Below are 13,136 nucleotides of genomic sequence, written 5' to 3'. Positions count from 1 at the left end.
TTTCTCCCTCCTCTCAGGCCATAGAATTTGGACTATCGCGCGAGTCCTTATTCGGTGAGATGCTACTGGCTGGCGAACACTTTTTTCAGGATGGCGGTTGTACGTTCTACCGGATGATGACGGATCGCCGCCTCTTCGCTGGCCATATAGATGAAAATACCTTTCAAACCGCCATCGACGACATGTTGGGTCAGGTTGGCTTTTACATCAGGCATAAATGGCAGGGTTTTGTATTCGCCCATGACGCTGTCATACGCCTGTACGGCACCGGTCCGGGACATCGCTTTTTCTACAATCGGGCGCATCTCATCAGCCAGTGGTTTGCTCATCTTGTTTTTGAAATACTGCGTAGCTGCATCGTCAGGCCCGTTCAGAATGGCTCGGGCATCGGCAAAACTCATGCTCCTGATGGCATCGCCGAACAGGCGTTTGGCTTTCGGTGTGGCGGCTTCTGCAGCCCGGTTCAGTTTGAGTTCCAGATCATCCATCATCGCACCCATGCCGACGGCCGAGAGCGCAGATTTTACCTGCTGCATACTTTCCGGCAGCGGAATATGAATCTTCGGATCGCTGTTGAAACCATCGGTTTTTCCCAGCTGTGCAACCACGCGCTCGGAACCTACACGTAGCGCATCTTTCAACCCGGCCACTACATCCGAGTTGGACAGGGCAGAGGCAGCTGCCGGAGCTGCGGTTTGTTTAGCTCCCATCTGCTCCAGCATGCTTCCCGCCTGATCCATCCAGCCGGCGAATGCTGCTGTGCCGGGGAAGAGTATCAGTGTGGCAAGAATGGCTGTGTGACGAAGTGAATGAGGCATGGGGAAACTCCTGCTTATCGAGTGATCACCACTCTAGGTCCGGTTGCCGGAAAAATCGAATGCCTGTTGTTCTTTTTGATGACTTTGTAAAAAGTCATCAACGCGCCCATGGACGGGCACGCAAATCAATCGCTTGCTTTGCTAGTGATTGATTTGTAAGGAAAATGAAAATCGCACTTTTCGCTTTCCGATGAGTAAAAAGGCTATGGATGGACTTTTTACGTCTTCACCCTATTTCTGCCGACAGCTGCCAGTCGATCGGTGACCTGCCGTGGGTCTGCAGCCAGCTGTTGGCCTGTGAGAAATGGCGGCAGCCGAAAAAGCCACGGTAGGCCGACAGCGGCGAAGGGTGCGTTGCCTTGAGAATCAGGTGACGGGTTGCATCGATCATGTCCGCCTTGGCCTGTGCAGCATTGCCCCAGAGCATGAATACCAGATGCTCACGATCCGCATTGAGCGCCTGCAACGCGCGATCCGTGAACTGCTCCCACCCCTGTTTTTGATGTGAAGCCGGGCTGCCGTCAGCCACCGTCAGCGTGCTGTTGAGTAGCAATACCCCCTGCGCAGCCCAGGAGAGCAGGTTGCCGTGTGTGGCCGGGCGGATATCCAGATCCTGTTGTAGCTCCCGATAGATATTGCGTAACGAAGGTGGAATGCGTACGCCATGAGGCACGGAGAAACTCAGCCCGTGGGCCTGACCCGAACCGTGATAGGGGTCCTGACCGAGGATGACCACTTTCACCCGCTCAAATGGCGTCTGCCGGAATGCTGCATACCACTGGTTGGCCGGAGGATGTATTACGGTCTGTTGTCTATGTAAAAAAGAGTGCAGCGCCTGCATATAGGGCTTGTCAAATTCTGCAGCCAGATAAGGGTCCCAAGAGGGTGAAACAGAGGGCTGGTGCATCAGGCTACGATCTTCAAGGCTATCCATGGCGCGATATTGAACAGGAAGATGCATATCTTGTAAAACGCCATGCCGGTATAATGAATGGCATCGAACTTCTCCGAAGGTATGCTGAACCAGCGGCTGTGCATGCGATAGACAAAGTCGTGAGCGAATATGAAAAACAGAGCCCACCACAACAGCAGCCCCATATTGATCAGTGCGCAGTAGAGCAGCACATCCCGAATCGTGTCAATTGTCACCATGATCCTCCTGATACACGCAGTTGAGGCTATTCCGGATCTGTTTGCAGAGCTATGCTTGAGCGATGAGTGTGTTACAGCTATTTCCGCCTGATGGTTCCGGTCAAAATCTGCAGGGACTCTATCTGGCCATGAGTCTGCATCAGCAGGCGTCAGCCGATGATGTGTTTATCTACGCTAACTATATTGCCAGTCTGGATGGGCGCATTGCCATGGAAAAGGCTGATAGCGGTGAGTTTGAAGTGCCGGCAAGCATTGCCAATCCAAGGGACTGGCGCCTGTATCAGGAGTTGGCCGCCCAGTCGGATGTGATGCTCACTTCGGCGCGCTATTTTCGCCAGTTGGCAAAGGGCTGTGCCCAGGACCTGTTGCCGGTTGGTGAGGGTGACGACTACGCTGATTTGGTGCGCTGGCGGCGAGAGCATGGGCTCAAGCCACAGCCGGATGTGATGGTGCTCTCATCGAGTCTGGATTTGCCGCTGGCAGCACTGCAGTCACTGACGGACCGGCAGGTGATCATTGTGACCGGTAGCAGCTCGGATGCAAACAAACGTGCGCTGCTTGAGGCAGCCGGTTTTCCGGTGTTGCTGGCCGGTGATGGCCGGATCGTTGAGGGTGGCAGGCTCAAGCAGTTGCTGATCGAGCATGGTTATCGCAGCGCCTATATGATTGCCGGCCCCGAGGTGCATGGTGCGCTGCTCTCGGCAGGTGTGCTCGATGAGCTGTTTCTGACTACACATTTGAGCTTGCTGGGTGGAGACCGTTTTTATACGATCGCAGGCAGAGAGTTGAAAAAAACAGTGGGCTTGCAGATACAATCACTGTATCTGGATCAGTTGGATACTGGTTCGCAGTTATTCGCCCGCTTCAGGGTTTGTGATCGAGAGCCCTTAACGGACATGGAGGTCGGGAGTTAACATGATTCAGCGATATGGTTTGACTGTTCTGGGTGTGGTTATCGGTCTGCTGTTCTGGCCGCTGGAAGCGATCATGCATGATTTCGTTTTCGACAAGGGCGATTTCATCCCCAACCTGCTCAGTCATGACCCGAATGAGTTGTGGATGCGTACGCTGATTACCCTGGCTTTTGCCACTTTTGGCTGGCTGGCTCAGCGTAATATGCGCGAGCAGCATCTGTTGCAGGAGCGTTTGACTCAGAGTCGCGATCATCTCCGTCAGATCATCGATTCGACTTACGACGCCTACGTTGCCATTGATGAGCAGGGCGTCGTAATCGGTTGGAACCGTAGCGCCGAAAAAATGTTCGGCTGGCTCAGACAGGATGCGATGGGAAAAGATATCTCCCGGCTGATTATCCCCGAGCCGATGCGGGCTGCACACCGCAAGGGTATGCAACGTTACTGCGAGAGTGGTATTGCTACGATGCTGTACAAGCCGTTGCATTTGCAGGCGTGTCACCGGGATGGCAGTGAATTTGAGGTCAGCATGGTCATTACGCCGTTGCGTTCGGGGGACAAACAGGAATTCTTTGCTTTCGTTCGAAGGGAGGGCAGTGCGCAGGATGCCTTGGCGGGAGATGGCCTTGGTTGAGCTGTTCGGGATTGCCAATTGTGATACGATGAAAAAAGCGCGTCGCTGGCTGGATGCAGAAGGTGTGGCATATCGCTTTCACGACTATAGAAAAGAGGGGCTTGAGAGCAAGACGTTGGCTGCCTGGGTGGAGCGGGTTGGCTGGGAAGTGCTGCTCAACAAGCGTGGGACAACCTGGCGCAAGCTCTCCGATGCAGAGAGAGCGGACCTGGATACTGAGAAGGCAATCACTCTGATGCTGGCGCATCCGGCCATGATTAAGCGACCGGTGTTGGTTATGGGCGATGCGATTGAGGTGGGTTATTCACCCGAGCAATACGGGCAATTGCAGATATCATGAGCTCCCAGCATCTTGAAAATATATTTCTGCCGGGACCTGCAGGAAGGCTGCAGGCGTTGTATAAGGCGGGTGAAGCGGGGCACCCGGGAGTGGTACTCTGCCACCCGCATCCGCAATACGGCGGCACCATGCGCAACAAGGTTGTTTACTGGATGGGGCGGGCATTTGAGCGGATGGGATGCTCTGTGCTGCGCTTCAACTTTCGGGGTGTCGAACAGTCGGAAGGCGTATGGGATAACGGTGATGGTGAAGCGGATGATGCGGCGGCCGCGCTGGAGTGGCTACATGCCCGGGCGGCGGGTGCCCCCTTGTGGGTGGCGGGTTTTTCTTTCGGTAGTTTGGCGGGCCTGAAGGCGGCGCATGCGGATAAGCGGGTGGAGCGGATGTTTGCTGTGGCGCCGGCAGTCAATCTGTGGTCATTTGATTTCCTTGATCATGAGGAGCGACCTGTCACTGTGGTATCTGGCACTGCCGATGAGATTGTACCGTTCGATGATGTACGCAACTGGTGTGAAGGGCACCCCTCTGTGCGTTTGCATACGATTGACGGTGCAGGGCATTTTTTTCCTGCGCATATGGATCAGATGATGGCGGCACTGGTCAGTGACGTTAACCTGTAACGCTTTCGCACTTTCGCCGGGTAGGTCACACCTCACGCTTTTCTGTTACGTTTCACCATTTGCATAATCAAGCTGTCCAGATCATCGGGATTGAAGGGTTTGCTGATCAGGGTGCTGTTGTCCACCTTTTGCGTATTGTCGATGACCAGCGACTGGTCATAGCCGGTTGCATAGATTAGTGGAATGTCGGGCCTGAGCAGTCGCATTTTCTGTGATGCTTCCAGCCCGTTCATTCGTGGCATCACCATGTCGGTGATGACAATATCCCAGCTCTCCGGATGTTGAACGAAGACCTCGTATGCTTCGACTCCGTTACGGGCGAGCGTCACCTGATGTCCCATGGCCTCCAGCAGCTCCATAGTCGGCTCCAGTACCCGTTCATCGTCATCGGCAAGCAGAATGGATACACCTGAATGGTGCATTTCCGCAGGCTCTCTGGGTGTGAGCACGCCCCTGTGTTTGATGGTGGGCACGAAGAGGTGGACAGTGGTACCGGTGGGGGAGCTATCGACATCAATGATGCCCTGATGGTGGCGGATACAACCCATCACCATGGCCAGTCCCAGGCCGCTTCCGAGTTTCTTGGTCGAAAAAAACGGATCGAAGATGCGCTCCTGTATTTCAGCCGGTATGCCGCTTCCGTTATCATGGATGCAGATGTGGCAGAAGTTGCCATGTCTGAGTACAGGGAATTTTTGAATATGGGCGGCGTCCTGGGCGGGCTTTAGCGAAAACAAGCCGATTTTGATCTGACCGTCGCTCCTCTCCTGCAGTGAATCCACAGCATTCTGGACGATGTTCAACAGGGCTTGCTGTAATTGATTGGGGTCACCGCGGAATGCAAATCGACCGGAGTCAAAATCAGTGGTGAGCCGGATATTTTTCGGTACGGAACGAGCTGCCAACTTGGCAAACTCTTTGATGAAGGAAGAGAGTGGAAACTCCTTGCTATGCATCTCTCCCTGACGGGCGAATGTCAGCAACTGATTGACGATTTCGGCCGCTTCCTGAGTGATACCCTGAATATTTTTGATTCGTGCTGCTGTTTTCGGCATATCGCTTACTTCACGCGCCGCCAGATAAGCCTGACCTACGAGGCCGGCAAGCAGGTTATTGAAGTCGTGGGCGATGCCGCCAATCAGCGTGATCAGAGCCTCCTGTTTTTGTGTGTGACGGAACTTTTCCTCGAGGGTGATCTGCCTGCTGATATCTTCCTGAATAATGATGTGGTGTGTCAGTGAATGCTCGTCGTTGAAAATAGGCGCGATGCTGACAGATGCAGTGAAGCGGCTTCCATCCTTGCGAATAATTTGCTGCCTGCCTTGCCATGTTTTACCACTCTGCAGCAGGGCCTGTAGTTCCTGAGTGAACTCTGTGTCTGTTTTGGCAAAAAACGTATCATAGATGGTGTCAATCGTGTGAATCTCTTTATGATTCCAGCCGGTCTGCTTAAGAAAAGCACGATTGGTGTATTGAATCTGACCGGTTGTATCGGTAATGATCACCGCTTCACCCGCCTGATCAATGGCTGCAGCCAGCTGACTCTTTTCCCGTTCCAGAGTCTGACTGCGTCGGAGTTCATCTTCCAGTTCGGCTGTCGCAAACCTGTATTTTTCGATCAGCCTGTGCTGATCGCTCAGATCCTGGATGCTGAACAATGCGACCTCATGCGTTGCCAGCCATGAAATCGTGACCAACTGGGATCGCCATGAGCCGTCTGGCAGTCGGCATGGAATCACATGATGGTGTAGTTGCGGTGAGAAAGTGACCGAAGCGCCATCTGCGAGTACCTGATCAATCTGAATGCGGAGCTGCGGTGCGTTCAGCTCGGGAAAACATTCAAACAGATTCTGGCCGATCATTTGCTCCCGCTTGCTGTCGGTCCACTGCTCCAGCATACGATTCCAAAGCACAATTTCTCCATACCTGTTGATGGCAAGGATGCCGGTAGGAATATGGTCGAGCAGAGGGAATTGTTCGGATATGTTCATGCCGTTACCTCCCTCCGGATGACCTTTCTTCTCCATGCCGGTGTATACGGCGAATCAACGCTGACTGACATAGCAGAGGGGATGTCTTGTGACGTGGGTTCACTGCACATTTTTAATCAATTGTCCGATAGCCGGGAGCGAGTTCACACTCATGCCGTTGAGCGCAGCCAGTTTTTCAGGCGTAAAACGACCGAGAATCTGCCTGTTCCTTTCGGCCAGCTTCTGCCAGCTGTCACCTGCTTGCCAGGTATAGAGGTGAATGCGCGGCACATCGCCGTCCTTCTGCTTGTCATAGCGTTTAAAACTGCGGGCTATTTGCGAAAATTGATCCCGATACTGGTCAAAGACACTCCGATCTGCCCACATGCTCAGCAGGAAGGCCTTGCTACCAATGAGAAATACGTGCGAGCTGATCATGGCCTGGCTGACATGAGGTGCGGACATACGGATCAGTGCCTCAGCATGTGGCATGCCGGCCTGAGTGTCGCTTTCCACGATGCCGAACAGTTTATTGCTTGGGAATGCATGACGTAACACCTCTGCAGGGCTCTGGCGCTTGCTCAGCTCCTTTAGCTGCATGAGGAAAAACACCTTCTCCTTGCGCAGGCGTGCTTGCAGGCTGGATGGAGTGTTGGTGATCACCCAGTCTTTCGGAAACTTCAGCTGTATTCCGAGCTCCGGATGCAGGAATCGGCGGCCGACCACTGCGCCCTGTTCCGGGCTGTCACCATATGGGTAACCGTCGAGCGCCGTCAGCATGGCTTTGCGGTTGACGATACCATGGTGACCCTGATGCTTTTCTTCCAGGTTGATGGCATCGCGGATGCGCTGTTCGGTTTCAGGGTGGCTGGCAAAGGCACCGTGATATTTATCCACCTTTTCCCCGGCGGCTGTCTTTTCCTTAGTGTCCAGATCCTCCAGGCGTTTAAGTGTCTTCAGAATACCAATGGTGGCTTCAGGGTCATAACCGGCCCGGGTCAGGTATTTGATGGAGAGCTCATCCGCCTGCAGTTCAGCTTCGCGTCCATAGCCCTGAATCACGGCTGTGGCGACCAAATCGGTCAACATATTGGAACCGTAAGGCATGGGCAGGAAAATGGATGTAACAGCCATGCCGATTTGATAAGCCTGTGCCTTGGTGTATTGCTTTACCGCATGACGCGCAGTGACATGGCCGATTTCATGGCCGAGAACGGCGGCGAGTTCAGCTTCGCTGTTCAAATGAGTGAGCAGGCCGCGGTTGATATAGATATAACCGCCGGGCAGGGCGAAGGCGTTGATGTCGGCATTATCGACGACATTAAAGTGGTAGAACAGTTCGGGTCGGTCTGCTTTGGCGGCCACTTTTTGCCCCACGCTGTCGACGTAGCGCACCAGCGGGTCTGTCTCTGGCAGCAGCGGGAGCTGTTTGGCAACTTGAGCGGCGGCCTGTTGCCCCAGTTCCAGCTCCTGCTTTTCACTCATCAGGACGAAGTTGGATTTTTTGGTGACCGGGTTTGTGGCACAGGCGGATATAACCAGTGGTATGGTGATCGATAAGAGAGCGAGCATGTATCGTTTCATTAATCTACCTCGGTTCATGGTTGTATGCTTCTATCAGAGTATTCAACATCAAAGGGTGAGTGCAATGCAAGGCTGTAGTTGCCGGTGCGGGATACGCGTATTACGCCGCGTACCGTGATTGTCTGGCCGGGGGTGAGTTGCAGCGGATGTTTAAACCACTGTCTGTATTTTTTAGGTACGCTGATATGTAGCCGTCCGAGTTGAAAGCTCCAGCCGCTACTCTGCTCTATTGGCCCTGTAATGAGGCGGAACTGGCCGATATGACGGGCGGTTACTTTTCCTGCTGCGAGTACCCGAAAGTGATCGGTGGACCAGATGCCGATCTGTGCCGCTCGGGCCTGCTTCTCTGCGACAAGCAGGGCTTTCGTCCGGCTATGATTCGGCTCAAAGGTATAGACGTGGGCCAGTCCTTCGCGCACAAGTTGTGCATTCACCCAGCTGTTATCTCTGAGATAGATATGTGCAAGCGTGCGTCCGTAGTCATCCTGTCGTACTTTATCGAATGAGAGGCGCACGGTTTTTCCGGAGATCAGTTGTTGCAGGCGGATGCTAGCTTCGTGCCCCATGACCTGTTCGCGCTGCCGGTTATGCGCGACTTCAGGCGCATTAATGCCGAGCAGGCGTACTCTTTCACCGCGGGTTGTGCGGAATGTGTCGCCGTCATACACGCGGACCACGTGTACCCAGCGGTCTGTGCTGATAACCGACAGTGTGCCTGCATTTGCCGCCCAGGGCAGTAGCAGTAATAGCAGCAGGATCGCTGAAGATTTACTCTGCAGAGGTGACAAGTGTACCGACAAGATCGCTGTAGCTGTTCATGGTATGTCTGCGTAGGTAATCGCGCATCTCCTCCAGTAATTTGTGGCAGAGCAGCGGATCGTAAAACAGACCTGTGCCGAGTCCTATGGCATCTGAGCCGACAATAGCAAATTCGATGGCATCTTTGGCTGAAGTGATGCCGCCCTGACCAAGAATCGGGATGTTGTGTTTGGCAGCCACGGCACGCGTTTGATGAATCTTCCACAAGGCGACAGGTTTGATAGCAGGCCCTGACAAACCGCCTGAGATATTGGCGATGACCGGGCTGCGCTGCTCAATATCGACAGCCATGCCTACCAGCGTATTGATCACGGAGAGCCCATCCGTTCCTGCCTCAATCACCATGCGAGCTGTTTCAGCAATATCGGCAGTATTCGGAGAGAGCTTGGTGATCAGCGGTTTTTTTGTCATGGGGCGCATCGCTTCGACCACGCGCGCTGCCATAACGGGGTTATTACCGAAATGCACGCCGCCCTCCTTGACATTGGGGCAGGAGATGTTGATTTCAATCGCTGTAACAGGCGAGTCATCGAAGATGCGTGCGACCTCGGCATACTCCTCCGGGCTGGTGCCGTTGGCATTGGCCCAGAACTGGGTTTCCTTATGGGGTAGTTGCGGCAGAATATGATCGACCACATAACGGGCTCCGGGGTTTTGCAATCCGATGGCGTTGAGCATGCCGGACGGGGTTTCATAAACCCGATGCGGCGCGTTACCCATGCGCGGCTCAAGCGTAGTGCCTTTGAGGATTACAGCGCCTATGTCGTGGTTATCCCAGCCCTCGATGCGGGTGTACTCCTCACCGAAGCCGACACAGCCGGAGAGCAGAACAAGCGGGGTCTGCAGGTGGAGGCCGGCAAACTGGATGGAGAGGTTCGGGGTGACTGAATCAGATGAATATGCCATGGGCGTAGCATAACGCTGGCGAGACGCGAGTCACGGATTGGCACTTACGGCGACTGAGTCAGTTCTGAAAATCCCGTTTGCGCGACACCTTCTCAGGCAGCGACAACAGCCGAGAGTTCATTGTGAACCGGCCAATAAAAAAGGCGACCCAAGAGGGCCGCCTTTCATATCTTATAACACTACGTGTTTATATTTTACCTGCTTTAACAGCAGCAAAAAGTGCGTTTGCCGCCTCTTCTTCATGACCTACAATCAAATGCTTGAACTGTCCGGTCATCATGCCGGTCTTGTGTTTCCATTTTGCATTAGTGGCGGCCACTTTGCGGTCTTCCACTTTAAAACCGTCCTTAAAAACCTTTGCCAGATTTTCAGCGCTGCCATATGCGGTTGCAACTTCTGCCCAGTCAGGCCCTACTTTATTCTTGCCAACAGCATGGCAAGCCTTGCATCTGCCCGTGCTGAAACCGCCTGCAGTTGCAGTTGTTACAGTGCCCATAGCTAAAGCGGCTACGGCAGCAATCATCATTAATTTCTTCATATGTCAATCTCCTCCTCTCGAAAATTCTAACCTCGACTGTGAAGCGTACGCCGAGTCATGTGCTGATGCTGGCGATGTGAGTTTTCCCTGCCAGATGTAATAATTGCCCCCACAGGTGCATATCCTGACATTGGTTATCAGTTTGGCAGGTCGAGTAATGGCCTGTACTTCAGGTCCAGCCTACATTTTTTTGTTGTGCTATAGGGGAGAAAAGGTATGGGGCAATAATTGACATTGAGGGGTGATGTGCGTAGAAGCTCATTTCATATTTCGAGAGGAGGGATAATGAAGAAACTGATGATGATTGCTGCTTCTGCAGCGTTTGTATTGAGCACCATGGCTCTGGCTCCTGTAGCAGCTCAGGCTGCAGCCTGGGGCAAGTGCAAGGCTTGTCATAACTTTACCGAAAAGAAGAAGGTCGGTCCGGGTCTGGCGGGCGTATTCGGTCGTCATGTTGGTATCATGCCTGACATGAACTATTCCGCAGATGTGAAGGGTGGAGACTGGTCGTGGGATGAGGCGCATCTACGTGAATGGATGTGTAACTCCAAAAAAGCAGTCAAAGAGTTTACCGGCAATCCGAAAGCGAGAACCAAAATGCCGGCGCAGAAAATTTGTGATGCTGCCAAGCAGGATGAAGTGCTGGCCAAGCTCAAGTCAATCTGAGCTCAGGCGTATCAGTGAAAAAAGCAGTCTATGCGCAAGCATGGACTGCTTTTTTGCTTATAACCTATAATCAAGCTTATATCGAGAATGGCGCTTTTGCCCGAGGATAGTTTTATCATGTTGTTGCAACCAGATGCGGGGGTCAGCTTGTGACCTGTACCGGTCGATATATGCTTTTGCCGAAAAGGTGGTTGAACCTGCGGTCAGGTAAGTCTTCGACTTGCTTTCAGGCACTGTTGAGTCGAGGAGTGCTCGGCGTTCTGCTGTTGTTGTCGACTTCTTGTGCGACGAACAGGGATGTGTTGCACCCGGTGCTGACTGCGCCGGTGCATTCGATCGAATTTGCCAGTCTGGAATCGGACAAGATTCTGATGATCCGACAGCTTAATCCTGTTTTTATGGTGATGGGGAGTACAGGTATGCTGCTGGACAATCTCGTTGTTGAGCAGAACAATGCTAACTATGAAGCAGCGGCCGGGCCGGTTCATGCAGCATGTATGCGGGTATTCAAGAGCACGCTGATGCGGGAGATCTCTTCGCTGGGTTATTCAGTGCACGCTTCGGGTAAAAAATATTGGGACTACTATAAGCCCAGTCAGCAAGAATTGCGGAAACAGACCGATGGTATCCTGCGTATCCGTTTCAAGCAGGTGGGGTTTATCGCCAAGGGATTGCAAAGTGACTATGTTCCATCGGCTTATGTGTCCGCAGAATTGATTGACCCTGCTACCCGGCAAGTGCTTTACAGTGACCGTTTTGCCATTGGGATTGATGATTCGATTGTCAAGATAGCAGCAATGGGCGAAGGTGAAATCAGTTCCCTTATTTTACCGGGTTCAAACGTGTCATATGCAAACATGAAGGATTTGCTCGCCCATCCGCAGGAAAGCCGTGATGCTCTTGTGCAGGTTGCAGCGCTCGCGGCCAGGCATGTGGCTGAGGGGCTGCGTAGAAAAAAAACTCCGACGCTGATGGTCTTTGAGCCTGAAATCATCGACCGGGCGCCTTTTATGCCGTCATTCAACGAAATGCGAGAAAGAATGAAGCACTGACAATGGGTCTATTGGGGTTGTGCAGGCACCTCAGGCATGTTTCCTCTGGTGTCCAATACAGGTGGGTATGTGCTATTATTATGCTATTATTAAAATCAATCAATTATACGTTAATGTCTGATCTCCCGGGCTGCTTGGGCAGGGGGTAAAAAAAAACATTGCCATTGTTGCTTATAACGGTAATTTTTGAAATATAATCAAGATGTATAAGTAGATTCCCCTCAAAAAGTCACAACCCATTGATATATTGAGACAAAGCGATGTTCATGGTAGTCTGAAGTGCAAGGGAATGGGCGCATCTGGCGCAAAAGGTTTGCACATGATACGAGAGACAAGTGACCGGCAACTTCAGTTGAAGGACTTTATTCATCCATTTGGATGTGATTTGAATTCTGAGAATCGTTGGGTGAAGCTGGCGGAGGTTGTGCCTTGGGATGATCTTGCCGTGGCTTACAATTCCGTGATGAGCGCGACGCAGGGTCGGCCTGCGAAGCCTGCGCGTCTGGTGATCGGTGCGCTGATCATCAAGCACAAGCTGAACCTGAGCGATGAAGAGACAGTATTGCAGATCCAGGAGAACCCCTATCTCCAGTTTTTTTGCGGCCTTGGTGCATATGTGGATGCACCGCCGTTTGTTCCGAGCCTGTTCGTGGAGATACGCAAGCGCATGGGTGCGGAAGTGTTTGATGCGTTTGAGCAGGCGATAGTGGATCGGGCGGTGCATATCCAAAAGAAGCGGAAACCAACCCGGGTCAGCACGTCCGGCGGTGATGGGTCACCTCCTTCTTCCTGCGGGGATGGGTCCGACCAGGATCGACCGGCACCGGTTGATGCGGTTGATGCGCAGGCAGAGGACGTGACACACCATGGCAAGCTGCTGATGGATGCGACGGTGGCCGACCAGATGATCCGCTTTCCGACGGATCTCGGCCTGCTCAATGAGGCGCGTGAGATCTCCGAGTCCTTGATTGATGAGCTGCACAAACAAACCGGCGGCAAGAAGCCGCGCACTTACAGGCAGCAGCGCGCAAGGTATTTCTTTCCATCAGCAAGCGCAAGAAACCGGGCGGCAAGCTGATCCGCAAGGGCATCCGCCAGCAGTTGCAGTATGTGCGCGCAATCT

General features: G+C 53.0%; 14 protein-coding genes and 1 pseudogene. 7 read left to right on the top strand and 8 right to left on the bottom strand.

Annotation, left to right across the window (positions count from 1 at the left end; translation table 11 throughout):
- Positions 1-62 precede the first annotated feature (62 nt).
- The 3 genes from SPV1_RS00665 to SPV1_RS00655 all read right to left on the bottom strand — a co-directional run bounded on the left by SPV1_RS00665 (position 63) and on the right by SPV1_RS00655 (position 1,970).
- Positions 63-818, bottom strand: coding sequence for a DUF4197 domain-containing protein (locus SPV1_RS00665; RefSeq protein ID WP_009849141.1), 756 nt, complete (start codon positions 816-818; stop codon positions 63-65).
- Positions 819-1,044: 226 nt separating this feature from the next.
- Complete coding sequence (ung, locus tag SPV1_RS00660) at positions 1,045-1,725, bottom strand: uracil-DNA glycosylase (RefSeq protein ID WP_009849140.1); 681 nt, start codon at positions 1,723-1,725, stop codon at positions 1,045-1,047.
- Positions 1,725-1,970, bottom strand: a complete 246-nt coding sequence (locus tag SPV1_RS00655; protein ID WP_009849139.1) for a DUF6868 family protein — start codon at positions 1,968-1,970, stop codon at positions 1,725-1,727. Before SPV1_RS00655 ends, ung begins: the two co-directional genes overlap by 1 nt.
- Before the next feature lie 62 nt (positions 1,971-2,032).
- Between SPV1_RS00655 and SPV1_RS00650 the strand changes: the two genes are divergently transcribed.
- The 4 genes from SPV1_RS00650 to SPV1_RS00635 are packed head-to-tail and all read left to right on the top strand — an operon-like array spanning position 2,033 to position 4,478.
- On the top strand, positions 2,033-2,884 hold the full coding sequence (locus tag SPV1_RS00650) for a RibD family protein (RefSeq protein WP_009849138.1): 852 nt from the start codon (positions 2,033-2,035) through the stop codon (positions 2,882-2,884).
- A 1-nt stretch (position 2,885) separates the two neighbouring features.
- Complete coding sequence (locus SPV1_RS00645) at positions 2,886-3,518, top strand: PAS domain S-box protein (protein WP_009849137.1); 633 nt, start codon at positions 2,886-2,888, stop codon at positions 3,516-3,518.
- The gene (locus SPV1_RS00640) at positions 3,505-3,858 is read left to right on the top strand and encodes an ArsC family reductase (protein WP_009849136.1); all 354 of its coding nucleotides are present in this window, start codon (positions 3,505-3,507) and stop codon (positions 3,856-3,858) included. Before SPV1_RS00645 ends, SPV1_RS00640 begins: the two co-directional genes overlap by 14 nt.
- Positions 3,855-4,478: an alpha/beta hydrolase gene (locus tag SPV1_RS00635; RefSeq protein WP_009849135.1), complete on the top strand. Its 624-nt coding sequence runs from the start codon at positions 3,855-3,857 to the stop codon at positions 4,476-4,478. Before SPV1_RS00640 ends, SPV1_RS00635 begins: the two co-directional genes overlap by 4 nt.
- Before the next feature lie 32 nt (positions 4,479-4,510).
- Here SPV1_RS00635 and SPV1_RS00630 read toward each other — a convergent pair whose 3' ends face one another.
- From SPV1_RS00630 to SPV1_RS00610, 5 genes are all read right to left on the bottom strand, one after another.
- Positions 4,511-6,469 carry a PAS domain-containing hybrid sensor histidine kinase/response regulator gene (locus SPV1_RS00630; RefSeq protein ID WP_152909267.1) on the bottom strand — a complete coding sequence of 653 codons (1,959 nt, stop codon included), beginning with the start codon at positions 6,467-6,469 and terminating at the stop codon, positions 4,511-4,513.
- A gap of 99 nt (positions 6,470-6,568) precedes the next feature.
- Complete coding sequence (locus tag SPV1_RS00625; protein ID WP_009849133.1) at positions 6,569-8,020, bottom strand: M48 family metalloprotease; 1,452 nt, start codon at positions 8,018-8,020, stop codon at positions 6,569-6,571.
- A 26-nt stretch (positions 8,021-8,046) separates the two neighbouring features.
- Positions 8,047-8,820: a thermonuclease family protein gene (locus tag SPV1_RS00620; RefSeq protein ID WP_009849132.1), complete on the bottom strand. Its 774-nt coding sequence runs from the start codon at positions 8,818-8,820 to the stop codon at positions 8,047-8,049.
- Positions 8,801-9,757 (bottom strand): dihydroorotate dehydrogenase, encoded by a 957-nt coding sequence (locus SPV1_RS00615; RefSeq protein ID WP_009849131.1) that lies wholly within the window; start codon positions 9,755-9,757, stop codon positions 8,801-8,803. Before SPV1_RS00615 ends, SPV1_RS00620 begins: the two co-directional genes overlap by 20 nt.
- Positions 9,758-9,944: 187 nt before the next feature.
- Complete coding sequence (locus SPV1_RS00610; protein WP_009849130.1) at positions 9,945-10,295, bottom strand: c-type cytochrome; 351 nt, start codon at positions 10,293-10,295, stop codon at positions 9,945-9,947.
- Positions 10,296-10,580: 285 nt separating this feature from the next.
- On the opposite strand from SPV1_RS00610, the gene SPV1_RS00605 reads away from it, so the two are divergent.
- The 3 genes and pseudogenes from SPV1_RS00605 to SPV1_RS00595 form a co-directional block, all read left to right on the top strand.
- Positions 10,581-10,961, top strand: coding sequence for a c-type cytochrome (locus SPV1_RS00605; protein WP_009849129.1), 381 nt, complete (start codon positions 10,581-10,583; stop codon positions 10,959-10,961).
- A gap of 248 nt (positions 10,962-11,209) precedes the next feature.
- A complete protein-coding gene (locus tag SPV1_RS00600) occupies positions 11,210-12,013 on the top strand; it encodes a hypothetical protein (RefSeq protein WP_231288222.1) in 804 nt (267 codons plus the stop codon).
- Between the two features lie 319 nt (positions 12,014-12,332).
- Positions 12,333-13,136: pseudogene (locus tag SPV1_RS00595) on the top strand (IS5-like element ISMafe1 family transposase); the annotation flags it as partial.

The sequence above is a fragment of the Mariprofundus ferrooxydans PV-1 genome (assembly GCF_000153765.1).
GTDB lineage: Bacteria > Pseudomonadota > Zetaproteobacteria > Mariprofundales > Mariprofundaceae > Mariprofundus > Mariprofundus ferrooxydans.
Note: the sequence above shows the minus strand (reverse complement) of the source record. Positions and strands in the feature narration are given on the sequence as shown.